Raw genomic sequence first — 26959 nt, 5'->3', positions numbered from 1 at the left:
CGAAACAACGCTTTGCAAGATAGGAAAACCATTCCTAACCTGCAGCGCTGCACGTTGTTTTCAACCGCGTCGAAATATCATCCTTTGGAATGACCACTCATATCGTGGTTATTCCTGGGCCACATCAGCCGTGCTGCCCGGCCACCCCGGGTACTCCGGTGGCACGCCCCCGAACTCCGGGCACAGCGCCTGATGTGGGCACCAGCCACACAGCTTGGATGTCTTGGTGCGGAAGCGACCCGACTTCCCGTCCATCTCGATCTTCGCCCAGAGATCACCCAGGTCACGTTCGAAATACTCCAACTGCTCACGCGACGGGGCGAGGAACATCGAATCGTTGACCTTGAGGTACATCAGGCGCAGCTGCGCCGGGATCTGGTCGAATAGCCGCCAGTACACCAGCGCGTAGAACAGCATCTGGAAGGTTGCCTGCTGGCTCCACTGTGGTTTGGGCTTCTTGCCGGTCTTATAATCGACCACGCGTACCTCGCCGCTGGGCGCGGTATCCACGCGGTCGATGAATCCGCGCACGGGAACACCGTTGGGCAGCACCGTATCCACGTACATCTCCACGTCGCTGGCATCAAAACCCTGGGGATTCTCCATCTCAAAATAGCCGCGCAGCAGCGTCCGGCAGTCCACCAGGAAATCATAGAGCTGATCCTCTGGAACCAGATCATTCAAGTCTGAATCCTTGTCGCACATATCCGACCAGTGGGGCTTCAGCCTCTTGACCGCAGCCGGATACTCCCGCTGTTCACGAGGCAGCTTATGCATCTCCTCTAAAACCGCGTGTACAAGGGTGCCCTTGACCTGGGCCACCGTCTTCGGTTCAGGCAGGCGGTCGATTGCCCGAAGTCGGTAGAGCAGCGGGCATTGTTGATAATCCCCGGCGCGTGACGGTGACAGCGCCAGTGGGCGTGGTTTGGAGGGAGCGGTGGTTTTTTCAGAGCTGGTCATGATGACAGACACCTTAGTAGGTGGGGTGGACACGGACCCCAATCCTGCCCCAATCCAGCCAGCTTCCTGCGGAATTTCCAGCAGGTTGGCTAGTGTTGATCGCATGCATGTGACCGATGATTTCCTGAGTTTCCTGTCGTTGAGCCCGAGTTCCTACCACGCCGCTGACACCGTGGCGCGCCGCCTGATCCACGAGGGGTTCGTGCCCCAGGATGAGTCGGATGCCTGGGACGCTACCCCGGGTGGTCATGTTCTGGTGCGGGGCGGTGCCGTCATTGCCTGGTGGGTGCCCGAGAATGCCTCCCCGGATTCCGGGTTCCGTATCATCGGCTCCCATACGGATTCTCCCGGTTTCAAACTCAAGCCCCGCGGCGACCTGCAGTCGCACGGTTGGCAGCAGGCCGGCGTCGAGGTCTACGGCGGCCCCATCTACGCCTCCTGGCTTGACCGTGAGCTGTCGCTGGCCGGCCGCATTGCGCTTTGCGACGGTTCCGTCAAACTCGTCAACACCGGTGCCATCCTGAGGATCCCCCACGTGGCGATCCACCTGGACCGCACCGTCAACTCCAACCTCACACTCAACCCGCAGCAGCACCTGCAGCCGGTGTTCGCAGTGGGGGATCCGGATGTCTCCATCATGGACGTCCTGGCAGAGGCCGCCGGTGTGGAACCCTATGACATCATCGCCCATGACCTGATCACCGTGGACACCCAGGTCCCGGAGGTTTTCGGTGCCCATGGCGATTTCATTGCCGCTGGCCGTCTGGACAACCTCTCCTCAGTACAGCCCTCCATGACAGCCCTCATCGCCGCTGCCCAGTCGGAGGACGCCGGAGATGACATCCTCGTACTAGCTGCCTTTGATCACGAGGAGGTGGGGTCTAATTCCACCACCGGTGCCGGAGGCCCGCTCCTGGAAGATGTACTCATCCGCACTGCCCGCGCACTGGGCGCAGATGAGGATGAGCGCCGTCGCATGTTCACCCGCTCCACGATGGTCTCAGCCGATGCCGCCCACTCCATCCACCCCAACCACGCGGGCAAACACGATCCGGTGAATCATCCCATCATCGGCCAGGGGCCGGTGCTCAAGGTCAACGCCAATCAGCGCTACACCTCAGATGCCGTCACCTCCGGCATGTGGATCCGCGCCTGCCAGTCAGCAGGGGTCCCACACCAGGTGTTCGCCGGCCGCAACGATGTGCCGTGTGGTTCCACCATCGGACCCATCAGTGCCACCCGCCTGGGTATTGCTTCCGTGGATGTGGGCATCCCACTGTTGTCCATGCACTCAGCCCGGGAGATGGCCGGTGTGAAGGATCTGGGATGGTTCGAGAAGGCCCTTGAGGCCTATCTGGTAAATTAACGCCGATTGCGCGTCCACCCCCAAGACGCACGTTTCACCCGCACACAGAAAGCGAGGGCACATGCCCTATTCCGGCCCGTTCCAAGCAGGCGACCGCGTTCAGCTCACCGACGCCAAACGCCGTCACTTCACCATCATCCTGGAACCGGGAGGCAGCTACCACACCCACCGCGGACAGATCCCTCACGATGAGATCATCGGCGCAGATGAAGGCACCGTCGTGCAGTCCACCATGGGCTCGGACTTCCTCTGCTTCCGTCACCTCATGGTGGACCACGTCCTGTCCATGCCCCGTGGCGCCGCAGTGATCTACCCGAAGGACTCCGCCCAGATCCTGGTCGAGGGCGATATCTTCCCCGGCGCCCGCGTCCTGGAGGCCGGTGCCGGTTCAGGTGCACTGTCCATGGCGCTGCTACGCGCCATCGGGCATGAAGGCAAGCTCATCTCCTATGAGATCCGTGATGATCACCTGGAGTTCGCCGTCAACAACGTCGAAGAATACTTCGGCGAGCGCCCGGCCACCTGGGACCCCCGACTGGGTGACCTCAAAGACGCCACCGTCGACAACATCGGTGGCCCTGTGGACCGCATCGTCCTGGACATGCTCGAACCCTGGGACTGCCTCGAGGTATCCAAGAACCTCCTCATCCCGGGTGGAGTGTTCATGACCTATGTGGCCACCGTGCCACAGCTGATGAAAGTCATGGAAGGCCTGCGTGAGCTGCAGTGCTTCACCGAACCACGCGCCTGGGAATCCCTCATCCGTGACTGGAAGGTCGAAGGCCTGGCCACCCGCCCGGAACACCGCATGAATGCCCACACCGCATTCCTGGTCATGGCTCGACGCCTCGCTGACGGCGTCACGCCACCTCGCCCACAGCGACGCGCGCGTCGATAAGCACTCAGACGGGGACTAGAGTGGCAGCCATGGCTTCACCAACAGACCCCAGCTCCTTCTCTGAGTTCAACCGCGAGGAGATGACCCGACTCGCCGATGAAGCGCGGGCGCTCAAACGCACCAACCAGGACCTGGGCGCCCGCAACGCCAAACTGGCGGAGATGTTGAAATCATCACGCGACAAACTCTCGATGATGTACGAACAACTCGAGGACATGGCCCAGCCACCCTCGCTCTACGGCACCTTCCTGGAGATGTCGCAGGACGGCAAGAGCGCAGAAATCTTCGCTGGCGGCAGGCGCATGCGCGTGGCCACCTCACCCATGCTGTGCGCCGGCGACCTCATGCCCGGCGTCCAGGTACGCCTTGGTGAAGGCAACCAGGTCCTGGAGGCCTGCGACTTCGAACAAACCGGTGACCTGGCCACCCTCATGGAGATGGTTGGCCGCGACCGCGCGCTGATCTCTGACCGTTCCGGCGAGGAACGCGTGGTCAAACTCGCAGGCCCCCTCATGGACCGCACCCGCAAACTGCCACGCCCGGGAGATACCCTCCTGGTGGATCGCCGCGCCGGGTATGCCTTTGAGAATATCCCCAAGACGGAAATCTCCAAGCTGGCGCTGGAGGAGGCCCCGGATGTGTCCTATGCCGACATCGGTGGTCTGGACGATCAGATCGAACTGATCCAGGATGCCGTCGAATTGCCGTTCCTGCATCCGGAGATGTACCGCGCCTACAACCTGCACCCACCCAAGGGCGTGCTGCTCTACGGACCACCTGGGTGTGGCAAGACGCTGATTGCCAAGGCGGTGGCCAATTCCCTGTCCCAGCGGATAGGGGAGGCCGGCACTTCCTATTTCATCAACGTCAAGGGCCCGGAGCTGCTCAACAAGTACGTCGGTGAGACTGAGCGCCAGATCCGCGTGATCTTCGAACGCGCCCGCGAGCTGGCGGGTGATGGCCGCCCCGTGATCATCTTCTTCGATGAGATGGAATCCATCTTCCGCATCCGTGGTTCAGGTGTCAGCTCCGACATGGAAACCACCGTGGTCCCACAGCTGCTCGCCGAACTGGATGGCGTGGAGGACCTGTCCAACGTGATTGTCATCGGGGCCACCAACCGTGAAGAGCTCATTGACCCCGCCATCCTGCGCCCGGGCCGCCTGGACATCAAGATCCGTGTCCAGCGCCCCAACCGCGACGGTGCGCGTGATATCTTCGCCCGCTATATCACCGACGCGATCCCGCTGGCAGTGCCAGCGCAGCAACTCATCGACGCCGCGATCGAGCACCTGTTCAGCCCACGCCCGTACGTGCGCCTAACGCTTATCGACGGCACCCTGGAAACCCTGAACTACCACGACTTCGTCTCCGGGGCGATGATCGCCAACATCGTCGACCGCGCCAAGAAAAGTGCCATCAAGGACCATATCGAGGGCCGCACCACCGGTCTGACCATCAAGCACCTGGTGGAAGCCATTGATCAGGAGAATCAACAGAGCGAGGATCTGCCCAATACCTCCAATCCAGATGAGTGGAGCAAGATCACCGGACGCCAGGGCAAGCGCGTCACCCACGCCGAGGTGGTGTGAGTGGTTGGGGCCTGAAGGAACTTTGCTCACAGACGAACAAACCAGGTGTTTTCGGCTTCCTTAACCCAGACATCACTCGACTTTGTTCGGTTCTGAGCAGACTCTTATCTCCCCACATGTCTGAACCTCACCCATTGAAGAAGCCGGGCAACTCCGTGGCCTGATTCACACAGGACAGAAGACGGGTGCCTGGCTGCATCCGCGGATCGCGGAGATCCCGCATTCCTAGCCGATCCTGAGGTAACCGCAGTTAATCCGATAGATTAATGACATGTCATTGATCAGTGATTTGCTTGCTGGCCCCAGGGGGCAGAGACTTTCTCATGGAGGTGGCCCTTGCCTCAGAGGGCCTGGGTGGTCCCTTATTTCAGGCAACCTGGCGGCTTAGCAGCTATCTGCAGCGCAACGCAGACAAATTCGGGATCAGCAGGCAGTATTCTGCTGAAGCTCTATCCAGGAGAGTGGCACCCCTGTTTGGGCAGGTGGCACTGGCCGAGATCAATCCTGAGTTGCTTCATGACGCCATTGAAGGCTCTGTGTTCAGAGCAACTTACTGGCAACCATGGACGAGGAAGTCTTACTGTCTGCACCACTGTTGAGGGCCGGGTTGCGGCGCATTGCCCGCCATATAGTCGATTCCGGTGTGGTCTCCGATTGATCAGATTCATTCCGGCCGGAGAAGCATGCATCGGTGAGGTGGGAGGAGCCAGATCGTGAAGAGCTGTCACCATCCATAACCGAGGCGCTAGAAAAATGGCGGTAAGAGGCACGGACAGATCGGCCCTGGCGGTCGATGCCTCCCTGCCCAGTCATTGCCACTGCCCGCGAATTGAAGGACGGATTCGACTGGACAACCGACTGGGTACGCGGAGCAACCGTATTGCCTGATGCCAAGGTGTTCACCTTCAACGGGCCAACGGCTTGGGCCGATCTGTGCAGGGCGTTTTCCCCTGGATGTAACCGCCAGTAAAGGCGTTGATTGGCAGAGATACCCACAGGCTATCCACACCATTGGGTGGTGCCGGACTACGTGGAGGTGGTGCAGCACTATGACACTATGGCGCAGTGCATCTGAGCATGAGTGGATATTCTGCCACGGCGGGGCGAGTGATCCCAGCGGATGATAAGCACGCGGGCATGCTCGCCCCCTGGAACCCCGGCCAGACCTTCTGGTTCACCGATGCCGTGACACTGAAACAGCCAGCCGTGGCGTGGCGGGATTATGGTGCTGGTACAGGTATTCAGGACTGGCGACGCTAGACGGATCCGATTGTACAATCGATGTTAGTCAGCATTTTGCCCTATGAAAGGTTGCATCGACCGTGGTACGCACAGCTGTCGGAGTGCTAAAAGGTACAACAGAACCGATTATATTTGGGAATCTTGTCCCGGATATGGATCCTGAGTTATATGGGTCCCAAACCCTGCAAGATTTTGATTATGACAATTGGATGCCTGCGCAAGAACTGCAATTGGCTGTGTTGTTTTCAGGTATTTCAACACTATTACTTCGAACTCCGGTTATCGACGAAGTAGTGGGGATGAGAATTACGGTCTTTGATGAGGAACCTGAGCCCATCGATATGGATAAATGGCAGTGGTTTACTGAAATTTCTGTTGAATTCCTCGGCACTGAACCAGCCTTTTTGGCCTCGAATCACTAAGTGGGCGCGATGCATTTTTCTTTCCCGACGAGCAGCTATATTCCTGGGAATTAGCTCCTGGGAAATATCGTGTACGTGGATATTCTCGTGTTAAAGGCTGGCGGGAATACGCAGGTTTCGGCCATCCGGATAGTGTTGGAATTCGTGAATATCTAAGCTCAGGACGCAGTTGGGAGTCATTGCCTTCTCAGATCAGGTTAGATTTTTGGCCTGAGAATGAACCACGTCCCCGCAGGGATACCCTGGAGCAGTGGTAGCAGGTCATGCGTTTCATCGGGGGAGGCTCGCGATCAGACTCGACATGAATGTGATGAAAGAAGCCATGAGATCCTGGGGGATAGGCCGAGGGACGATAAGCTGTCTGTCATGGAACGGTTCATCGGTACTGAGACCGAATACGGCATTTCAACCCCCGGCCACGACCATGTGAGCCCGATCGTCACCTCCACCCATGCGGTGGTGTCCTACGCCAGCGCGCGGGGTTTCGGTGAGCACCGCGTGCGGTGGGATTTCTCCGATGAGTCGCCCCTGCGTGATAGTCGCGGATTTGATCTACGGCGTTATCATCAGGCCCCGGTGGTGGATCCCCATACCATTGGGGTGGCCAATGTGTTCATTACCAACGGTGCACGGTTCTATGTCGATCATGCCCACCCGGAGTATTCCTCCCCTGAGGTCACCAACGCCTGGGACGCCATGGTCTATGACGCCGCCGGTGATCACATCCTCATGCAAGCCATTGCCGATACCGCAGCATTTTCCAGCCAGGGCAAATCTGTCCTCGACGGCCATGACCCCTGCCCGCCTCTGAAGATCTACAAAAACAATGTGGACGGTAAGGGTGCCAGTTACGGTGCGCACGAGAACTATCGCTACCGGCGTGATATTGATTTCGATGTGATCTCCCAGGCGCTCATCCCGTTCTTTGTCACCCGCCAGGTCATCATCGGCGCCGGTCGCGTCGGACTGGGCCAGCAGGGCGAGAAGCCTGGGTTCCAGATCAGTCAGCGCGCCGACTATATCGAGCAGGAGATCTCTCTGGAGACCACCCTCAACCGCGGCATCATCAATACCCGCGATGAGCCGCACACCAACGCTGATGACTGGGGCCGTCTCCACGTCATCATCGGTGATGCCAACATGTCGCAGACCTCCAACCTGCTGAAATTCGGCATGACCACGCTTGTTCTTGATGCCATCGAAGCCGGCTGCGATTTCAGCGACCTGAAACTGAAAGATCCGGTGCGCGAGGTCGCCGCCATCTCCCATGACCTCACGCTCACCCACCAACTGATGCTTGCCGACGCCCGCCAGCTCACCGCGCTCGAGGTGCTACGGGTCTACCGCGAGCGGGTGCTCGCCACCCTGGAAAACCAGCTCACCGAGGTCGACCTCAAGGTCCTGGCGCTGTGGGAGGAGGTCATGGATCTTCTGGCAAATGATCCACTCAAAACTTCCCACCTTCTGGACTGGACTGCCAAATGGGCCCTGATCAAGTCCTTCCTCGCCCGCGGACTGGCCATCGACGATGCCAAGATCAAGTTGCTGGACTTGCAATACACCGATATCGACCCGGCGCGCAGCCTCCACCACGCGCTGGCGCGAAAGGGTCGGATGCGTGAATATGTCACCGCCGCAGAGATCGCCCACGCCGCAGCCACGCCTCCGGAGGATTCCCGCGCCTATTTCCGGGGCCGGATGATCAAGCAGTTCCCCGAGGACATCATCGCGGCGAATTGGGAATCCCTCATTGTCACCGATGCCACCGGCAGTGAGGTCCGCATTCTCACCACCGAGCTGGGCAGGCTTACCCGGGCGGAGGTGGGAGAAATCCTTGATTCCGCCACCACGGTGGATGAGGTGCTCAAAGCCATCAAGACATATGAGAAGTGAGGTACCTAACGTTGGGTAGTGTTGCAGGGGAACTAAAGTAGGCCTAAGAAGCCGGGTCAATCCCAGGGCAATCCAGATCAGGAGTGTGATTTTGTGAGTGGTAAGCAGACGCAGATCTCCGCCGGTGGCGGACGCGAGGACGATCATGATGATGAGGTCCAGTCCGCAGGACAGGTTCAGGTCAATACTGAAGGTGTGGATGATCTGCTCGATGAGATCGATGGTCTCTTGGAAAACAACGCCGAGGAATTTGTCCGTTCCTATGTGCAAAAGGGCGGCGAGTAGATCCCTTGAGCATGGATGAGACCCCCACCCAGGAAGTCCAGCAGCACCCAGAGACCGGTGCCCTGACGCGCCGGATCATGGGTGTGGAAACCGAATTTGGCATCACCTGCATGGATGGTGAGGTGCGCAGGTTGCGCCCTGATGAGATCGCCAAGTATCTCTTCCGCCCGGTGGTGGATAAGTATTCCAGCTCGAATATCTTCATCCCCAATGCCTCACGCCTGTACCTGGATGTGGGGTCCCATCCTGAATATGCCACTGCGGAATGCGATAGCCTCACCCAGCTCATCAACTATGAGAAGGCCGGGGACAGGATCGCCGACCGCATGGCTGTCGATGCCGAAGCCACCCTGAAACGAGAAGGCATCGGGGGACAGGTCTACCTGTTCAAAAACAACGTGGACTCCATCGGCAACTCCTACGGCTGCCATGAGAACTACCTCGTTCGCCGGGAAGTCTCGCTCAAGGCCCTGGGCCGGCGGCTCATGCCGTTTCTGATCACCCGCCAGCTCATCAGCGGCGCCGGGATGATCCATCATCCGAACCCGATGGCCAAGGGGGAGGGCTTCCCGCTGGGGTACTGCATCTCCCAGCGGGCTGACCACGTCTGGGAGGGGGTGTCCAGCGCCACCACGAGGTCTAGGCCGATCATCAACACCCGTGATGAGCCGCATGCGGATTCCCACCGTTATCGTCGTCTCCACGTCATCGTCGGTGATGCCAACATGGCTGAGCCCACCATTGCGCTCAAAGTCGGATCCACCCTGTTGGTGCTGGAGATGATCGAGGCGGAGGTCGGTCTTCCGGATATGGAACTGGCCAATGATATTGAATCCATCCGTGAGATCTCCCGTGATCTCACCGGCAGGGTTCCGCTGAAGCTTAAAGATGGCACCACCCGTTCCGCCCTGGAGATCCAGCAGATCGTCCTGGAGCATGCCCGGCGCTGGGTGGATCAGCGGGTGGAAACCGCCACCGCTGATGGCACCGTGCTGGGGACTTCCAATGAGGAGATGGCCCGGGTCGTGGATTTGTGGGGGCGCACCCTGGAGGCCATTGATACCCAGGACTTCTCCCAGGTGGATCAGGAGATCGACTGGGTGATCAAGAAGAAACTGCTTGATCGCTATCAGACCCGGGGTGCCCTCGAGCTTAATGATCCCCGCCTGGCGCAGATCGACCTCACCTACCACGATATCCGTCCCGGACGTGGCTTGTTCAGTGTGCTGGAAAATCGCGGCCTGATCACGCGGTGGACCACGGATGAGGCTATCGCCCATGCGGTGGACCATGCCCCGGAAACAACACGCGCCCATCTCCGCGGGCAGATCCTCAAGGCTGCCGATAAGCTGGGAGCACCCGTGACCGTCGATTGGATGCGTCACAAGGTCAACCGGCCGGAACCGCAGGTGGTGGAATTGGGCGATCCGTTCTCACCTGTCAGTGCCGAGGTTGATCAGCTTATTGCCTATATGCACGCCCACGCGGACACCTACCGTAGTTAAGACACCAGCACAGGAGGGTGGATGGCCCCCAGGAGAGACGACCTCGAACGGCAGATCAACCTCACATTCGCTTTCCTGAGCGCGGAGTCCTTCGACCGAAAGTATCTCACCCAAGCATGGATCCACAGCAGCCTCGATGGGTACCGTGATATGTCGATTGATTCTTTTCGTAAAGCCCTCCAGCGCGATCTGGTGGCGTTGCGCAAAGCTGGTGTGCCCATTGAAAGCCAGATCCTCACCTCAGGACCCCACGAGGGGAAACAGGCCTACCGGCTTGATTCTGAAGGTTATGAGCTTAAAGATATCGAGTTCACCCCGGAGGAGGCTGCTGTTCTCGGGCTGGCAGGTGAGATGGGACAGGATCTGGAGCTGGGCGCGTTTGCCCGTTCCGGGTGGACAAAGATCGCAGCCAGTGGCGCCAACCGCGATTTAGGCACAGCGGGCGCCGCGGTGAGCAACGCCGGTGACCTGCGGGTCTTGTCCGCTCGTGATCTTGATGCGATCATGCGTGCCCGCCACAAGGCTCTGCGTATCCGCTTCAGCTATGCCCGTAGCCAGACCGACAGCCCCGGTTCACGTTCCATGGATGTGTGGGGGCTCGTGCCCGAGCGCGACCGCATTTATCTGGTCGGCCATGATATTGACCGCGCTGAGGTCCGCTGTTTCCGCATCACCCGCATCAGCGGGGTGACGGTGCTCGACGATCCGGTGGAACACCCCGCGCCTCTGGGCACGAACCTTCAAGCGGTGGTGCGCTCCCATCTACGACGAGACAGAGAGCTTATCCACGCCCACCTCACCGTCCAGGAAGGCCGCGCGGTGGCACTGACCTCTGAGGGCGCACACCTGGGTGATAACAGGTGGCTGTTGGAAGATGTTGACCGTGACTGGCTGATCCGCAATGCCGCCGCCCACGCGCCGGAGGCAATCGTCACCGAACCCCGGGATGTTGTGGATGAGGTCATTGCACTGCTGACCACCGCGCAGGAGAGGATGGCCGAAGGACATGCCACGCACCGCTAGGAAAATAGATGAGCTGACCCGACAGCTCAACCTCCTGCCGTATTTCCAACGCCACCCGGATCGCACCGTCATGGAGGCGGCCCGTGATTTCGGACTCCAGCCCGGTGAGATCATGGCGGATCTCAACCGGTTGTGGATGTGTGGCCTGCCGGGCCTGCTACCGGGTGATCTTGTGGAGTTGGAGCACAGCTACACCTCGGTGAGAGTCCACAATGCCCAGGGGATGGACAAGCCCCTGCGCCTGACACCGACCGAAGCTGGGGTTCTGTTGCTCACCCTGGAATCCCTGGAGAACCTCCCCGGCCTAACTAATCAGGAGGCAGTGGTCTCTGCAGCGGAGAAGCTGCGCGGGATCATGGGGGACTACACCACCGCGGTGTTTGATTCGGTGGCAGAAGGCGATGAGGCCCAGGACAACAGCACCCTGGCCGTTGTTGGCGCGGCGATGGACCAGCGGAAGCAGGTCCGTTTTCTTTACCATTCCCACAGCTCAGACACCACGAGCACACGCCAGGTGAGCCCTGCACGCATCTTCACCACCGAGGGTGAAACCTATGTGCATGCCTGGGAGGACGCGGTCAATGATCACCGGACATTCCGGGTGGACCGTATCCGCGGCATCACCCTGACCGAGGACGCCGGTGATCCGCACCTGTCCGGGTTGAGGTTTTCCGCTGATGATCCGTTCGCCGGGGACAGCCAGTCAGAGCTGGTGCAATTCCTGCTGCAGGAGGAGGCCACGTGGTTGGCCAATTATATGTCGATGGAGCTGGCTGTCCCGGCCGATTACATCATTGATGAGGATGGTGTGACCTGGGTGCCAGCGTCTCGGCCGCTCTACTCGCGGGATTGGTTCATCAGGTTTAGTATCAGTCAGGCAGACCGGATGAAGGTGACTGGGCCTGATTTTTTAGTTGACGCTATCAATGGGAAAATTCACGCAGGTTTGTCTGCGTACGATGATCAACTAAAGTGAAACCAGCTCTTCAGCCCGGTATATATACCCACAAGTGACACCGGCTGTCTCTGCGCAATAACGCAGAGGTGGTGCCAAGGACTGCTTGTACAACGTGAATTTGGAGTCATACACCAATGAGTCTTGGACCTTGGGAAATCGCGATCATCGTCGTGTTGATCATTGTTCTCTTCGGCGCAAAGAAGCTACCGGATGCCGCCCGTTCACTCGGTCGCTCCATGCGTATCTTCAAATCCGAGGTCAAGGAGATGAAGAAGGACGATGAGGCTCCGGCCCAGCCGGAGCAGCAGGGTTTCCAGCCTCCGCAGCAGATCGAGCCTCCGCAGCACCCACAGCAGCCAAACTTCCAGCAGCCTGACTACCGTCAGAACTACGAGGATCCCAACCGCAGCGCATAGTCCTGGATGAAGCGCACCGCAACCAAAAAGTTCCATGCAGTTGCGGTGCGTAGTCAGTTGATCACACGGTCCGCACATGGGCCCCGGTATCGGATGAGGGTTGCAAGGAATTGTCTGATTCACACAAAGCTGATGTTGTGAAGCCCCGGAGGAAACTCCTCAAACGCGGTAAGAAGAACTCCGCGACGGGGGACATGTCCGTGGTGGAGCATATCCAGGAGTTCCGTCGACGCCTGTTGATTTCGCTGGGCGGAATCCTGGTGGGCACCATCATCGCCTTCATCTGGTACCAGACCTCCTTTTGGGGAACCCCGACGCTGGGTGAGATTCTGCGCGATCCCTACTGCTCGCTCCCTCCAGAAGCACGTGCTTCCTTCTCCGGTTCCGAGGTGGATGACTGCCGTTTGCTCGCCACAGGCCCCTTTGATCCCTTCATGTTGCGTCTGAAGGTCTCCGGTCTGGTCGGCCTGGTCATCGCCTCCCCGGTGTGGTTATCGCAGGTGTGGGGTTTCATCACCCCGGGTCTGATGAAAAATGAGCGCCGTTGGACTTTCGTCTTCGTCTCAATCGCTGTGCTGCTCTTCGTCGCAGGTGCTGTTCTGGCCTACTTCGTGGTGGCCTTCGGCCTGGACTTCCTTCTCACCATCGGTGATGAGGCCAGCATGGCTGCCCTGACCGGTGATCGTTATTTCAACTTCCTGCTCTCCCTGTTGCTCATCTTCGGCGTGAGCTTCGAGCTGCCGCTGATCATCATCATGCTCAACCTCGTGGGCATCCTCCAATACGAGGCGATCAAAGATAAGCGTCGCATGATCATCATGCTGCTGTTCGTGTTTGCGGCATTCATGACACCAGGCCAGGACCCCTTCTCCATGTTGGTGTTGGCGATATCGCTGACCCTGCTGGTGGAATTCGCCATCCAGTTCTGCCGTATCAATGACAAGCGTAAGGATCGTAAACGACCCGACTGGTTGGATTCTGATGATCTGTCGGCCTCCCCGCTTGATACCGCAGTTGGTGGCGAGGAAGCACCGCAGCCGGTGCAGGCACCGGCACCGGTCGATGGATACCAGCTCCGTGGGAGCGCGCCGATGGCGGATAACGGTGCCAACCGGGCGTCGACAAGCTTTAAAAAGGGCGGATCGGCCTTCGACGACGTGCTCTAAACCGGACCCAGGTAGCCTGGGGGTATGAGTTTCACTCCCGAACCGGGTACACACCTGTCAGAATTTATTAGCGGACTGGGCTTTGGGCTGGATGATTTCCAGATCCAGGGCTGTCAGGCGGTGGAGGACGGTCACGGCGTGCTGGTGTGCGCGCCCACCGGTGCCGGCAAAACCATCGTCGGCGAGTTTGCCGTGTCTCTTGCGTTGTCGCGGGGCACCAAATGTTTCTACACCACGCCCATCAAGGCGCTGAGCAACCAGAAGTACCACGATCTGGTGGCTGAGCATGGCTCGGATGCCGTGGGTCTGCTCACCGGTGATGTGTCCATCAACCATGATGCGGAGATCGTGGTGATGACCACCGAGGTGCTGCGCAACATGATCTACGGGCAGTCCTTTGCCCTGGAGCGTCTCAGCCATGTGGTGATGGATGAGATCCACTTCCTGGCGGATGCTTCACGCGGTGCGGTGTGGGAGGAGGTCATCCTCAACCTGGATGAATCCGTGAAGATCATCGGCCTGTCCGCCACCGTGTCCAACTCCGAGGAGTTCGGTGAGTGGTTGGCCACCGTGCGTGGTGATACCCAGGTGATTGTCACCGATCACCGCCCCGTTCCGCTGGATCAGTACATGATGGTCCAGCGCAAGGTGCTGCCGTTGTTTGAACCGGGCACTGATGGGCGTTTGAATAAGCAGCTGGAAGCCACCATCGACCGGCTCAATTCCCAGACGAGCGAACCGGGGCGTGCTGAGTACCGCTCCGGAGAGGGGTTCCGCACCCGGGCGCGTGGTGGGAAGGATCGTGACCGCGATCGGGATGATCGCCGCGGCGGGGGCCGCTCCGGTCAAGCCCGGGAACAGGACCGACAACGTCCGCTGGGCAGGCCTGAGGTGTTGCGCATTCTGCAGGGCATGAACATGCTGCCCGCGATCACGTTCATTTTCTCGCGTGCGGGTTGTGATGGTGCGCTCTACCAGTGCCTGCGCTCCAAGCTGGTGCTCACCGACCAGGAGGAAGCCGAGGAGATCGCGCGCATCATTGATGCCGGTGTGGTCGGCATCCCTGAGGAAGACCTCCAGGTCCTCAATTTCAAGCAGTGGCGCTCCGCCCTCATGCGCGGGTTCGCTGCCCACCATGCCGGCATGTTGCCTGCCTTCCGCCACATCGTGGAGGAATTGTTTGTCAAGGGCCTGGTGCGTGCGGTCTTCGCCACCGAAACCCTGGCCTTGGGCATCAATATGCCGGCTCGTACCGTGGTGTTGGAGAAACTGGTCAAGTTCAATGGTGAAGGCCATGTGGATCTGACCCCCGGCCAGTACACCCAGCTGACCGGTCGTGCGGGGCGCCGCGGCATTGACATCCTGGGCAACGCGGTGGTGCAGTGGTCGCCGGCGATGGATCCACGTTTTGTGGCCGGCCTGGCCTCTACGCGCACCTACCCGTTGATCTCCACTTTCCAGCCCGGCTACAACATGTCGGTGAACCTGTTGAAGACCATCGGTTATGAGCAGTCCCTGCGCCTGCTGGAGAAATCCTTCGCCCAGTTCCAGGCCGATGGCTCCGTGGTGGGTGATGTCCGTGAGATCGAACGCGCGGAACGCAAGGTCGAGGAGCTGCGCGCACAGCTGGACCGTGAGATCACCGCGACCAACCCGGCGGTGTCCCCGGAAAAAACAGCCGTGGAGTCCTTCTTAGGCTATATGGAACTGCGCCGTGCGCTTAACGACGAAGAGAAAACCCACCGTCGCCACAGTATGGAGCAGCGTCACGCAGAGGTGACCACTGTGCTGTCCAAACTGCAGGTCGGTGAGGTCATCGCCATGCCAGGTAGGAAACGCCCCGTCCTGGCGGTGGTGATGACACCAGCCAATCAGGCCCGTGATCCCCGTCCGTGGGTGACCACCGAATCAGGCTGGTCAGGTCGCATCGATGCCGATTCCTTCGACAACGCACCCGTGGTGGTCGGGCACATGCGTCTGCCCCGCGGGGCAGCACAGTCACCGCGCAGGTTTGCCCGCCAGGTGGCGGACCTGTTCCGCCGCGGTAATTTCAAACGCCCCAATAAGATGCGGGATGCAGCGAGGGTTCGCCCCAATGCCCGCATCACTGAGCTGCGCTCTGCCATCCGGGACCATGAGGCCCACCACTGGCCGGACCGCGAGCAACTGGCGCGCACAGCAGAACGCATGCTGCGCAAACAACGTGACCTGAATAAACTCACCGGCACGGTGGACAAGGCACGCGAAACCCTGGGCAGGACCTTCGAGCGCATCCTCGCCCTGCTCAGTGAGATGGATTATGTGGATTACTCCGATCCGGATAACCCTGTGATCACCGAGGAGGGGGAGCGTCTGGCCAAGGTCCACAATGAATCGGACCTGTTGGTGGCGCAGTGCCTCAAGCGTGGCATCTGGGATGACCTGGATCCAGCGGAGCTGGCCGGTGTGGTGAGCATGTGCACCTTTGAAAACCGTCGTGAGACCGGCGGATCCCCGGAAGCTGCCACCGAGGCGATGGCTGAGGCCATGAACAACATCGAACGCATCTGGTCTGAGCTGATCGACGACGAACGCCGCCACCGCCTACCCCTGACCCGCCAGCCGGAGGCAGGGTTTGCCATGGCCATCCACCAGTGGGCCGCCGGTGCGCCACTGGGGTACTGCATGGCCGCGGCAGCTGAAAACGGTGCGGAGCTCACCCCGGGTGACTTCGTGCGCTGGTGCCGTCAGGTCATCGACCTGCTGGAGCAGGTGGCCAAGACCTCCTATAGCGATGAGATGGCGCGCACTGCCCGTCAGGCTATCGACGCGATCCGTCGCGGTGTGGTGGCGATTGGCAGCTAAGACACGATAGAACAGAGAAACCCCCCTGATCCCGCATATCTCTCATGGGGATCAGGGGTATGTGTGCTTGGGGGGTCAGGCTGAGGCTAATTTCTGGTTGACCCAGGTATTAAGGGATACGCCCTCGGCCTCTGCTTCCATCACCAGACGGCGGTGCAGGGAATGCGACGTGCGAACGTTGAATTTTCCAGAATAGGAACGCTCACCCAGGGGGGTGGGGATCTTTTCTCCAGATTCAGCCATGTCCTCGAGGACCTCGGCGACCAGGTTCAGCAGCCCCTGTTCTGCCTGTGCACGTTCGGGGTCCAACCAGGATAGGGAGGGAAACTCCAGTACGGTGGCGACGTACTCGCCGTCTTCCTCCGACCAGGAAATTTGATAGGTGTATTTCTCAGGGTTCATGGTGTTCTCCCTTCCTGATTGATCTGATAAACCTTAGCCTTGCCTCGGTCATTCTGAATATTGACGCGAGGGTCACCTATCCAGGGTGTTTTATATGTTCGATGAGATGATTCTGTACCCTTATGGTACTACAGGCGGTACTACAGTCGAGGGGTGTGATCACCCGGTTACCGGGTTTTCAGATTAGGGAACTTGCGCTCAATGATCTCCAGGGTTCGACGGGTACTGTCCTGACGGAGTTTGGCCATCCGACGCCTGCGTTCCCGCTCATAAGCATTATCTCGCGGAGAATGATCATTTCTGTGGGGGTGTGCCGTTGCCATGATCATCACCTCGTTCCTGATTTACGTCTAATGCTACCGAGTCGAGAGCCCGGGAGTGGAGTCTTCACTCATGCCAACTGCTCTATCGCTCGCCGGATAGCGGGGAGATGCTGGGACAAGGTGGCCACCGTAGCCAGGCGGGTGTTGAAGCCCAGGGGATCGGTGATCATGGATTGCAGCCCATAGACCAGGCCATCGGCCAGTACCGGCCCACCGGAATCACCCCGGATTGCAGGCTCCGGGGAGTTGAACACCACCACGCCGTGCCGAACCCGCGTGAAGGTATTACGTGACAGTGCGAATGGCACCTTGAGTAGCACCCTGCCATGGAGTGTCTTGGGCACCGTGGCGGTGGACCTTCCACCAAAGCCATAGGTCACGGTCTGCTGGCCTATTGATAACCGCCACGGTGAGATCGCCGGCAACGGGGTGGTCGGTGCCCGCCCGTTAATCTTGAGCACACCGATGTCGGTGCCGAAAATGGACACATGTCCCTGCGCGGTGCCCGTGAATGTGGAACTGCGTACCTGCACCTCGGAGTCTCCACCGGGTCCCCTGAGGAAATGACCGGCGGTGAGGATGAAATCAGCACGGGCGGTCACGTGCGACCGGAAGTCGCGCGCACCATGGTCGGATTGGACAGCGAGGGCGGCGTCGACAAGCTCTGAGGTGACCAAAACCCCGGACGCATAGCGGCCGGCGGCTTTCAGACGGACAGTGTGGGTGGTTCGCACACCTGCCCAGGCTACTAGGCTTAGATCTCATGAGTGATCCCTCCATCAATATTTTCCCCACCGAGGTCTACGCAGCACGCCTGGAACAGGCACAGGCCGGTGCCGCCAGTGCAGGTCTGAACGGTCTGATCATCGGCACCGGTGCGGAACTGGCCTATCTGACCGGTTCGTGGCTCTCCACCCATGAGCGCCTGACCGCACTGGTGATCCCGGTGCTGGGAACCCCGACCATCATCCTGCCATCTGTGGACCGCGGCGATCTGGCCCTGTCCGCCATCCCCGACCTGGACATCAAGGTCCGCGGCTGGGTGGATGGTGAGAATGCGCACAACCTGGCGATCGAGGCACTCGATCCCACCGGCATGCAGATGCTGGGGGTGGGCATTGGATCCTCCATCACCGCAGATCACCTCATTCCCATCCAGGGGCTGCTGCCCGTGAACATCCGGTACGAACTGGCCGTGAACGTGCTCAAGGAACTGTTCGTGTCCAAGGATGACGCCGAGATCACGCAATTGCGCGCCGCCGGTGCCGCCATCGACCGTGTCCATGCCCAGGTGCCCGGGCTGCTGACCGCCGGACGTACCGAACGCGAGGTGGCCACCGACCTGGAAGCACTGATCCTGCGGGAACACACCGAGGTGGACTTCATCATCGTCGGTTCCGGACCCAATGGTGCCAACCCACACCACAGCTTCTCCGATCGTGTCCTTCAGACCGGGGATATCGTGGTGCTGGACATCGGAGGCACCTTTGGCCCCGGCTACCACTCCGACTGCACCCGCACCTATGTGGTCGGTGGGCCGGATGCCCAGAGCAATGCAGACTTTAACCAGCTCTATGATGCCCTCTACGCCGCACAACTGGCAGCTGTAGCCCAGGCCCGCCCGGGAGTCACCGCTGAATCCGTGGACCGCGCCGCCCGCAGCGTCATCGAGGCCGCCGGATACGGAGAGCAGTTCATCCACCGCACCGGACACGGCATCGGCCTGTCCACCCACGAGGAACCCTTCATCATGGCCGGCAATGATCTCGTCTTAGAACCGGGCATGGCGTTTTCCATCGAACCGGGCATCTACATCGACGGTGTCCACGGCGCCCGCATCGAGGACATCGTGGTGATCACCGACGACGGCTGCGAAACCCTCAACAACCAGCCCAAGGAACTGCAGTGAGCATCCTCATCCTGGGTGGCACCAGCGATATCGGTGGTGAGATAGCCCGCCTGGTAGCAGCAGGTGAAGACGTGGTGCTGGCCGCGCGCCGGGTCAATGCCCTGGAAGGCCTCACCGCCGAGCTACAGGCACTGGGTGCCACCAGTGTGCATCCCCTGGAGTTTGAAGCAACGGACCTCACCTCCCACCGCGCGGTGGTGCAACGCGCCAGGGAACTCACCGGCTCCGATATCACCCTGGCGGTGGTGGCGTTTGGCATCCTAGGTGATCAGCAGCGTGCAGAAGAAGATGAGCACCATGCCGTGGAGATCGCCACCATTGATTACACCGCGCAGGTATCCATGTTGACCGTGCTTGCGGATGAACTCCGGGCACAGCCACACACGGATTCGGCCATCATCGCGTTCTCCTCCATCGCGGGGTGGCGTGCCCGGCGCGCAAACTATGTCTACGGTTCCACCAAGGCGGGACTGGATGCGTTCTGCCAGGGGTTAAGCGATGCCCTGCACGGATCCAATGTTCGCCTGATCACCGCGCGCCCCGGTTTTGTCATCGGTTCCATGACCACCGGGATGACACCCGCACCGATGTCGGTGTATCCAGCTGATGTGGCAGAGGCAGTGGTGCAGGCGGTACGCACCACGCCTGGAAAAACCCGATCAAGCACCACCCTGTGGATCCCCGGCCGCCTGCGGTTGTTGGCATGGGTGATGCGTCTGGTTCCGCGTCCGGTGTGGCGAAGGATGCCGAGGTAACCACGCCGACTAGAATTAAACCTTATGAATGAACCGATGATCATCAGCAATTCGGGGGCAGCTGCGGCCAGGAAGGACGATACGAGGTCGCATCGGTTCGAGGTGGTGGGCGGGGATCCGCAGGCGCACATCGCCACCAGCACCAACCCGAGGGAACCCCGTGACTCCATCACAGTCGTGGGAATCGGTGAAGCTGGTTTTGATGAACTCGGACATTCAGCCCAGACGGTGCTGCGGCGTGCGGATGTCATCATCGGTTCCTGGCGGCAGTTGAATCTGCTGCCCGATGCGGTGCATGGGGAACGCCGGCCCTGGCCGTCGCCTCGGATGCCTGCCCTGGAGGGGTTGTTCAAGGAACTCAGTGGCCTCAACGTGGTGGTGCTCTCCGCGGGTGATCCGATGTTCCACGGAATCGGTTCCATTCTCAAGGAGGTCCTGGGCAACCAGGAGATCAAGGTGATCCCTTCGCCGTCGTCGGTATCCCTGGCGTGTGCGCGTCTGGGATGGCCCCTGGAACGGACCCCGGTGGCATCCCTGGTCAACCGCTCAGTGGAAACCCTCATCCCACTGATTGATTCCGGTGTCCCTTTCCTGGTCATGGGCCGTGATGAGTACAGTGCCCCTGATATCGCCGCCCTGCTGTGCGAGATGGGCCATGACCAGATGGAGCTCAAGGTTTTAAGTGATCTGGGAAGCGCGGATGAGGAGATCACCACCGGCACTGCTGTGCATCCACCGCGTCCGGTGTCCACCCTCAATGTGATCGCTGTGGTGCCCCCGCTCGGGGTGCCCATAACACGCCGCTCACTCCTGCCGGGCCTGGCAGAGGAGTCCTATGAACACCAGGGCCAGTTGCTGGATCCGGATGTCCGCGCCCTGACAGTATCTGCGCTGCGCCCGCTCCCCGGTGAACTCCTGTGGGATATCAGCGGCGGCACCGGTTCGGTAGCCATTGAATGGCTCCGGGCTGTGGGCCTGGCCAGCGGTGGTTTCACCCGTACCCGTGCCGAGGCCATCTGTTTCGGCGCTGACCCGGAAGGTTCCGCCCGTATCAAACGCAACGCCTCCCGCCTGGGTGTGCCGTGGTTGAAGGTCATGGGGGCTGCCCCCAAAGCCTTGAAGGATGCCCGTTATGGGAAAGGCCTCACGGCGGTGGCCCCGGATGCCATCTACATCGGTGGCGGGTTGGGTGAGGAGATGGTGGTGGAGACCGCCTGGTCCATGCTGCGCCCCGGCGGCAGGATGGTGGCCAACGCCCGCACCGAAGCTGAGATCCAGCGCCTGGAAGCTTTCCAGCAGCACTATGGCGGCACTGTGCGTCGAATCGAGATCACCACCGATGCGAACCCTTCCGCAGCGGTCACCCAGTGGCGCGTGAGCAAACCCTTGACGCCCACCGGCGTCTAAAAAATGCTTATCGACGCCCCCGTCCACCCCACGGCATGAGGCGCGCGGTGGGAGTTGGCGGTTGAGCTAGCGGCAGGCCAGGAATTCTTGAAAGCTGGTATATCCGTACATTAGTCATGGAGCCACGGGGAGTTCGCATCAAAAATCAGTCCCATCGGTGCGAGCACCTTGACCACCTGATCAGCCACACCATCAGAGAGCCCGTGGATCACCAGGGAGTTCCAGGGGGTGATCCAGATGTCGGTCTCAATGGCAGCGAGGAAACGCGCCAGACGGGAGTCTAACTTCCCATCACGGAGCCCGGCGCCCAGAGTGACATGATCGCCGTCCTGAATCCAACCGATGGGAGCAGGCCTTGACGGGGCTGGGGGAAGAATCGGCTCACAATGGCCCTGAATCAGACCACCCAGGTGGGAGCCCACTGTAGAAGGGGCGCTCACGTGTGCAACGGCAGATACCAGGACATCAACAGCCATCTCACGTGAAACGAGCAGTCCTGTGGGTTGACCTGCCACCACCAGGTGGAACGACCCGGCAGTCTCCGCCGCAAGCAGGGCGAGATCAGGCTGCTTGGCAATAATGGCGCCGTCACCGGCATCAATACCGAAGACCGTGCCGCTGGCGGGAAGGGTGGCCACGAGGGCGTCGACAAGCTCACCCAAGCCGGGCAGCAGGGGAGAGCACATGATGGCAGGCACCGTGGTACCGGCCAACCCGTGATCGTTCAGGCGTGTGCTGAGGGCACCGGTGTCTTCAATACCGGGGATGTGGAGGGAGGCATGAGAGCTTAAGCGCAGCTCGCCGTGGCCGAATTCATCACTGAGATCAGCCAACGCCTCCCACTCCGGGGCACGTACCCGACCACCCGGTACACGGACCTGCGCGATCATCCGACCGTCTGTAGAGGGAAGGAAAGCACTGACACTCTGGCCTTGTTCATCATTGGACTGCATGGGAGACATCGTAGTGGACGGGCACTACAGGACAGAAGGATCCCAATTGTCCCCTGCAACCTCACTCACAACACCCTATTCTGGGCACATGGCACCACCGGCAGGCTACCGCAACCTCGACGCCACACGTGTGATCCGCACGGGCAACCACGCTGCCGCCCGTCGTGCATTCCTCCCACTCATCGGGGAAGGCACAGCCAGCATCGCCCGCCGGGTCACCGGACAGTCCCGCCGCCCCAAGCGTGCCGGGTCGCTGATCATGCCGGACCCCGCAGCAGTACCAGAATTCGGTAATGCCATCACCACGCCGGGCATGCAACCCGGCACCCTGATCAATGTTGCCCCTTTGAGGGTCCTCGGTACGCGTGGGGAGCTCAATCCAGCCAGTTCTTACCGTTTTGAATACATCACCACCGATCCTCTCGGGCGCGCCATCACCGCCACCGGAGGGGTGTGCTTCTCCAAAACGGTTCCACCCGGCCACCGGCCCGACAGCGCACGCCCGGTGATCGCCTTCGCCCCCTCCACCCAGGGTGTTGCTGCGCACTGCGATCCCTCCCACACCTGCGCTGTTGGATTGAGCATTTTCGGCGACACCCCCAAAGACGCCATTGCCGCCTACGAGCTACCAATCCTCACGTGGTTTCTCGCCCACGGCGTGGATGTTGTGTTCATCGACTACCCACGTGATCCCATCGCGGGCATCCAGTACTACTGCGATTCCATTACCGCCGGCAAGTCCCTCCTCGATGCCGTCCGCGCCTCCCACGAGCTGGGCATCTCGCCCGATGCACCCCTTGGTCTCTGGGGTTTCTCCCAGGGCGGAGGTGCTGTCGGCTGGGCGACCCAACTCACCGACTACGCACCGGAGATACAGCCCCGCGCCGCCGTGGTCGGCGCCCCGCCCTCAGACCTGCCTGATGTCCTCCGCGCCATTGACGGCGGCCTGCTCACCGGCGTGATTGCCTACGCCGTCGCCGGGCTGGCTGCTGCACGCCCTGAGCTTTACGACGAAATCCTTCCCTCCCTCAACTCCCATGGACTAACAGAAGTCCTCCGCAATGTGGCCACCTGCGCCGGCGGCACTCTGTTAACCAGTGGTTATGAATCCTCCGCCACCTGGACCACCACCGGACAGCCACTCCTGGATGTTCTTGACGATCTGCCGGAAGTCCTCCACGAGTTCAACCGACAGAAGCTAGGCGCCATCGCACCGCAGATCCCCGTCCTGCTCTGGGGTTCACACAATGACGACGTGATCCCCATCGATCAGATCCTCACCCTCCGGGACTCCTGGACCGGACTCGGTGCCAACCTCACCTGGCACGGCAATCATCTCCCAGCACTTCCCGGACGGACCGGAGTCAACCACTTCGGTCCCTATTTCCGGTACCTGAGCCAGCACACCGGGTGGCTGCTGGACAGACTTCGCTGAACCGCACTGACGGCGGTAGGTCACGCCGGGTGCTGGCAGGTAGGGTAATGGTGTGCCTGCAGCAATAGCTATTCCATATTTTGTCATCGAGATCCTGGCGTTCATGGCGGTTGTCATGTGGCTGGGTATCGGCTGGGCCATCGGCCTGTTGTTCCTCGCTTTCTTCGGCGGCCTCATCCTGGCTGCCTTTGAGATGCAACGCATCAGCCGCGCCGCCGCCATCGCCCAACAGTCCGGGCAGGGGAGCGCCGGTGCCATCGCCGGCAACTTCGGTCTCACCGCAGCCGGTGCGATCCTGGTGGTCATGCCTGGTTTCGTCACCTCCATCCTGGGCCTGCTCCTGATTTTCCCGCCCACCCGAACCCTGTTCAGGAAGACACTGGCCAAGCGCCTGCGGTCCAAGATCGAGGATCTGGGCGTCAAGGGTTTCCAGGCCGCCAACGGTTACCGTGGGGAGGCATCCTATGGAAACTTCGGCAGCTTCGGTGGTTTCGGTGCAGCATCCGGGACCAACCGTCCCACCCCGGAGGAGCCCGTTGTTCTCGACGAGGAACAGATCCAGGAGTGGACCGCTGACCTGCGCCCTGAAGATTTCGGTACGCCGAAACGCAAGCCCTCAGACGAGGATGAGCGCGACAACGATGGTGAGGGTAAGTGACCTTATCCATCCGGTTGGCCATCGCGGGACTGGGTGGCCTCCTCGTCTATGCCTCCTATGAACCCATCGGGTGGTTTCTAGCCGGCATCGTCGGCATCACGCTGCTCTATGTGTCGCTGGCCCCGTGGAATCTCAGGGGCCCTGCTAAAAAACGCAAGAAGACTGATCCGGTGACACTGCGGGAGCAGTTGGCAACCGGGCCCACCGTGGCCCAGGGCATGCTCCTGGGCTTTGTCCACGGACTGGTCCAGTACCTGTTGCTTTTGCCCTGGATCGGTGAGTTCGTGGGCAATCTGCCCTATATCGCGCTCGCCGTGGTCATGGCCTTGTATTCAATCGCGCTCGGTGCCGCCGGAGTGGCCGTGGCACGCTGGCAGAAATGGGGAGTGTTCCTTTTCCCTCTCGCCTACGTGGCAGTGGAATATCTGCGCAGCAACTGGCCCTTCGGGGGTTTTGCGTGGGTGCGACTCGCCTGGGGGCAGGTAAACGGACCCCTGGCCAACCTGACGGCTCTTGGAGGACCCGCACTGGTCACTACCGCCACCGTGCTGGTGGCCGTGGGAGTGGGTGTGGCAATCATTGGCCGCACCCGTTTGGCCGGACTCGGGGTGGCTGCGCTGATCATGGTGATCGGCATGGTCTCCTCGTTCTATGTGGACCGTGAAGGCACCAGCTCAGAAACCATTGAGGTGGCCGCCGTCCAGGGCAATGTTCCACGCATGGGACTGGAGTTCAACGCCCAACGCCGGGCGGTTCTGGCCAACCATGTCCGGGAAACCCGGAACCTGGATAGCCAGGTCGATCTGGTCATCTGGCCTGAGAACTCCTCGGACGTGAACCCCTTCACTGATGTGGAAGCCTCCACCTTGATCACCTCTGCGGTGGAAAGCGCCCAGGCTCCGATCCTGGTGGGCACCATCACCCGCGATGAGGTGGGATCCCGCAACACCATGATCGTCTTCGATCCGGAGACAGGCGCAGGGGAGTACCACAACAAGAAATATCTGCAGCCCTTCGGCGAGTACATGCCCTACCGTGATTTCTTCCGGATGTTCTCACCCTGGGTGGATGCAGCCGGAAACTTCCAGCCGGGTGACGGCACCGGGACCGTATCCATGGATGCGGCCAAACTGGGTAGGGCCGTGGTGGTGGGCATCCAGACCTGTTATGAGGTGATCTTTGACCAGGCGGGGCGTGACGCCATCGCCGCTGGTGCTGAGTTCCTGGCCACCCCGACGAACAACGCCACCTTCGGTTTCACCGACATGACTTATCAGCAGCTGGCCATGAGTCGGATGCGCGCCATCGAATTCGATAGGGCAGTGGTGGTGTCGGCTACGTCCGGGGTGTCGGCTATTGTTACTCCGGACGGCCAGGTGGAACAAAGTACTCGAATTTTTGAGGCTGCCACCCTCACGGCAGATATCCCACTGAAGCAGACCATAACCCTCGCGGCACGTGTGGGTTTCTATGTTGAAATGGTCTTGGTTATCATTGGTTCACTAGCCGGCATCGCAGCACTGTGGTTTAATGCCCGTTCCCGCACTACCACCTCCGGGCGGAAGGACGCCAAGCCTCATCCCAAGAAGGCGGCGGCGGGGAAGAGCGCACAGCGTGGCGCCCCGGTTCGTGCGTCTGCCCGACGCGCGTGATCCACACACTTTTATCACTGTCAACCCTGACATCTAGGCCGCTCAACGCGGACAAGGAGGCCCATCACCATGAGCACTGAGGCAGCAGGGGCTACCACCACCCTGGTCATCATCCCCACCTACAACGAGCTGGAGAACCTGCCGCTCATCGTGGACCGTGTTCGCACCGCCACCCCTGATGTCGATGTCCTCATCGTGGATGACAACAGCCCTGACGGCACCGGTGACCGCGCCGATGAACTCGCGGCCGCAGATGACCACATTCACGTGATGCACCGCAAGAGCAAGGATGGCCTCTTCGCCGCCTACCTCGCCGGTTTCCGCTGGGGCCTGGACCGTGACTACCAGATTCTCTGCGAGATGGATGCTGACGGTTCCCACGCCCCAGAACAGCTGCACCTGCTGCTGGCTGAAATTGATAACGGTGCGGATCTGGTCATCGGCTCCCGCTATATCCCGGGTGGCAAGGTGGTGAACTGGCCGAGGGACCGCTGGATCCTGTCCAAGGGCGGCAACGTCTATGTGTCCCTCGCCCTGGGCACCGGACTGTCTGACATGACCGCCGGTTACCGTGCCTTCCGCCGTGAGGTCCTTGAAGCCCTGCCGATGGATGAACTGTCCCAGGCCGGTTATATCTTCCAGGTGGAGATCGCCTACCGCTCCGTTGAACTCGGTTTTGATGTCCGCGAGGTTCCGATCACTTTCACCGAACGCGAGATCGGTGAATCGAAGCTTGACGGCAGCTTTGTCAAGGATTCCCTCCTCGAGGTGACCAAGTGGGGCCTGAAGCACCGCAGTGAGCAGGCGAAGGCCCTGTCCAAGGAAATGGCTGGCCTGGTCAAGTACGAATACAAGCACTGGCGTAAGCGCAACGACTGGTTCTGATCACCGGGGC

25 protein-coding genes are annotated in these 26959 nt (G+C 60.5%); 20 read left to right on the top strand and 5 right to left on the bottom strand.

From position 1 onward, the window contains the following. Window positions 1–108: 108 nt before the first annotated feature. Window positions 109–960, bottom strand: coding sequence for a RecB family exonuclease (locus CFAEC_RS07125; RefSeq protein ID WP_290275444.1), 852 nt, complete (start codon window positions 958–960; stop codon window positions 109–111). 103 nt (window positions 961–1063) lie between these two features. Between CFAEC_RS07125 and CFAEC_RS07120 the strand changes: the two genes are divergently transcribed. The 13 genes from CFAEC_RS07120 (at window position 1064) to CFAEC_RS07060 (ending at window position 16570) form a co-directional block, all read left to right on the top strand. Beyond that, window positions 1064–2326, top strand: coding sequence for a M18 family aminopeptidase (locus tag CFAEC_RS07120; protein WP_290275442.1), 1263 nt, complete (start codon window positions 1064–1066; stop codon window positions 2324–2326). 61 nt (window positions 2327–2387) lie between these two features. After that, the gene (locus tag CFAEC_RS07115) at window positions 2388–3224 is read left to right on the top strand and encodes a tRNA (adenine-N1)-methyltransferase (RefSeq protein ID WP_290275441.1); all 837 of its coding nucleotides are present in this window, start codon (window positions 2388–2390) and stop codon (window positions 3222–3224) included. A 20-nt stretch (window positions 3225–3244) separates the two neighbouring features. After that, complete coding sequence (gene arc, locus CFAEC_RS07110) at window positions 3245–4816, top strand: proteasome ATPase (protein ID WP_290275439.1); 1572 nt, start codon at window positions 3245–3247, stop codon at window positions 4814–4816. Between the two features lie 1077 nt (window positions 4817–5893). After that, window positions 5894–6076 (top strand): hypothetical protein, encoded by a 183-nt coding sequence (locus CFAEC_RS07105; RefSeq protein ID WP_290275437.1) that lies wholly within the window; start codon window positions 5894–5896, stop codon window positions 6074–6076. Between the two features lie 62 nt (window positions 6077–6138). Beyond that, on the top strand, window positions 6139–6480 hold the full coding sequence (locus CFAEC_RS07100) for a hypothetical protein (protein WP_290275435.1): 342 nt from the start codon (window positions 6139–6141) through the stop codon (window positions 6478–6480). 366 nt (window positions 6481–6846) lie between these two features. Next, window positions 6847–8373 carry a depupylase/deamidase Dop gene (dop, locus tag CFAEC_RS07095; protein ID WP_290275433.1) on the top strand — a complete coding sequence of 509 codons (1527 nt, stop codon included), beginning with the start codon at window positions 6847–6849 and terminating at the stop codon, window positions 8371–8373. Between the two features lie 93 nt (window positions 8374–8466). Beyond that, window positions 8467–8658 (top strand): ubiquitin-like protein Pup, encoded by a 192-nt coding sequence (locus CFAEC_RS07090; protein WP_290275431.1) that lies wholly within the window; start codon window positions 8467–8469, stop codon window positions 8656–8658. Between the two features lie 11 nt (window positions 8659–8669). Further along, the gene (pafA, locus tag CFAEC_RS07085) at window positions 8670–10163 is read left to right on the top strand and encodes a Pup--protein ligase (RefSeq protein ID WP_290275428.1); all 1494 of its coding nucleotides are present in this window, start codon (window positions 8670–8672) and stop codon (window positions 10161–10163) included. Between the two features lie 21 nt (window positions 10164–10184). Then, window positions 10185–11186, top strand: a complete 1002-nt coding sequence (locus CFAEC_RS07080; protein WP_290275426.1) for a helix-turn-helix transcriptional regulator — start codon at window positions 10185–10187, stop codon at window positions 11184–11186. Then, a complete protein-coding gene (locus tag CFAEC_RS07075; RefSeq protein WP_290275424.1) occupies window positions 11170–12162 on the top strand; it encodes a WYL domain-containing transcriptional regulator in 993 nt (330 codons plus the stop codon). The genes CFAEC_RS07080 and CFAEC_RS07075 overlap by 17 nt, the downstream gene beginning before the upstream one ends. A gap of 116 nt (window positions 12163–12278) precedes the next feature. Beyond that, a complete protein-coding gene (tatA, locus tag CFAEC_RS07070) occupies window positions 12279–12560 on the top strand; it encodes a Sec-independent protein translocase subunit TatA (protein ID WP_290275422.1) in 282 nt (93 codons plus the stop codon). Between the two features lie 194 nt (window positions 12561–12754). Beyond that, entirely contained in the window at window positions 12755–13726 is a 972-nt protein-coding gene (gene tatC / locus CFAEC_RS07065; protein WP_290279830.1) for a twin-arginine translocase subunit TatC, read from the top strand. Between the two features lie 24 nt (window positions 13727–13750). Continuing rightward, entirely contained in the window at window positions 13751–16570 is a 2820-nt protein-coding gene (locus CFAEC_RS07060; protein WP_290275420.1) for a DEAD/DEAH box helicase, read from the top strand. A gap of 75 nt (window positions 16571–16645) precedes the next feature. On the opposite strand, the gene CFAEC_RS07055 is transcribed toward CFAEC_RS07060, so the two are convergent. The 3 genes from CFAEC_RS07055 to CFAEC_RS07045 form a co-directional block, all read right to left on the bottom strand. Then, complete coding sequence (locus CFAEC_RS07055; RefSeq protein WP_290275417.1) at window positions 16646–16972, bottom strand: type II toxin-antitoxin system HicB family antitoxin; 327 nt, start codon at window positions 16970–16972, stop codon at window positions 16646–16648. A gap of 167 nt (window positions 16973–17139) precedes the next feature. Further along, the gene (locus CFAEC_RS07050) at window positions 17140–17295 is read right to left on the bottom strand and encodes a hypothetical protein (RefSeq protein ID WP_290275415.1); all 156 of its coding nucleotides are present in this window, start codon (window positions 17293–17295) and stop codon (window positions 17140–17142) included. Window positions 17296–17363: 68 nt separating this feature from the next. Next, a complete protein-coding gene (locus CFAEC_RS07045) occupies window positions 17364–18029 on the bottom strand; it encodes a S1C family serine protease (RefSeq protein WP_290275413.1) in 666 nt (221 codons plus the stop codon). A gap of 29 nt (window positions 18030–18058) precedes the next feature. On the opposite strand from CFAEC_RS07045, the gene CFAEC_RS07040 reads away from it, so the two are divergent. The 3 genes from CFAEC_RS07040 to cbiE are packed head-to-tail and all read left to right on the top strand — an operon-like array spanning window position 18059 to window position 21366. Then, window positions 18059–19204, top strand: coding sequence for a M24 family metallopeptidase (locus CFAEC_RS07040; RefSeq protein WP_290275411.1), 1146 nt, complete (start codon window positions 18059–18061; stop codon window positions 19202–19204). Further along, on the top strand, window positions 19201–19959 hold the full coding sequence (locus tag CFAEC_RS07035) for an SDR family oxidoreductase (RefSeq protein WP_290275408.1): 759 nt from the start codon (window positions 19201–19203) through the stop codon (window positions 19957–19959). The genes CFAEC_RS07040 and CFAEC_RS07035 overlap by 4 nt, the downstream gene beginning before the upstream one ends. A 24-nt stretch (window positions 19960–19983) precedes the next feature. Further along, entirely contained in the window at window positions 19984–21366 is a 1383-nt protein-coding gene (cbiE, locus tag CFAEC_RS07030) for a precorrin-6y C5,15-methyltransferase (decarboxylating) subunit CbiE (protein WP_290275406.1), read from the top strand. 110 nt (window positions 21367–21476) lie between these two features. On the opposite strand, the gene CFAEC_RS07025 is transcribed toward cbiE, so the two are convergent. Continuing rightward, entirely contained in the window at window positions 21477–22319 is an 843-nt protein-coding gene (locus tag CFAEC_RS07025; protein WP_290275404.1) for a ferredoxin-like domain-containing protein, read from the bottom strand. A gap of 88 nt (window positions 22320–22407) precedes the next feature. On the opposite strand from CFAEC_RS07025, the gene CFAEC_RS07020 reads away from it, so the two are divergent. The 4 genes from CFAEC_RS07020 (at window position 22408) to CFAEC_RS07005 (ending at window position 26949) form a co-directional block, all read left to right on the top strand. Next, the gene (locus tag CFAEC_RS07020) at window positions 22408–23754 is read left to right on the top strand and encodes a lipase family protein (protein ID WP_290275401.1); all 1347 of its coding nucleotides are present in this window, start codon (window positions 22408–22410) and stop codon (window positions 23752–23754) included. Between the two features lie 52 nt (window positions 23755–23806). Next, window positions 23807–24412: an FxsA family protein gene (locus tag CFAEC_RS07015; RefSeq protein WP_290275400.1), complete on the top strand. Its 606-nt coding sequence runs from the start codon at window positions 23807–23809 to the stop codon at window positions 24410–24412. Then, window positions 24409–26064 carry an apolipoprotein N-acyltransferase gene (gene lnt, locus CFAEC_RS07010; protein ID WP_290275398.1) on the top strand — a complete coding sequence of 552 codons (1656 nt, stop codon included), beginning with the start codon at window positions 24409–24411 and terminating at the stop codon, window positions 26062–26064. The genes CFAEC_RS07015 and lnt overlap by 4 nt, the downstream gene beginning before the upstream one ends. A 69-nt stretch (window positions 26065–26133) precedes the next feature. After that, window positions 26134–26949 (top strand): polyprenol monophosphomannose synthase, encoded by an 816-nt coding sequence (locus tag CFAEC_RS07005; RefSeq protein ID WP_290275395.1) that lies wholly within the window; start codon window positions 26134–26136, stop codon window positions 26947–26949. Window positions 26950–26959 lie beyond the last annotated feature (10 nt).

The sequence above is a fragment of the Corynebacterium faecale genome, from assembly GCF_030408735.1.
Taxonomy (GTDB): domain Bacteria; phylum Actinomycetota; class Actinomycetes; order Mycobacteriales; family Mycobacteriaceae; genus Corynebacterium; species Corynebacterium faecale.
This window is presented reverse-complemented; position numbering and strand designations above follow the sequence as displayed.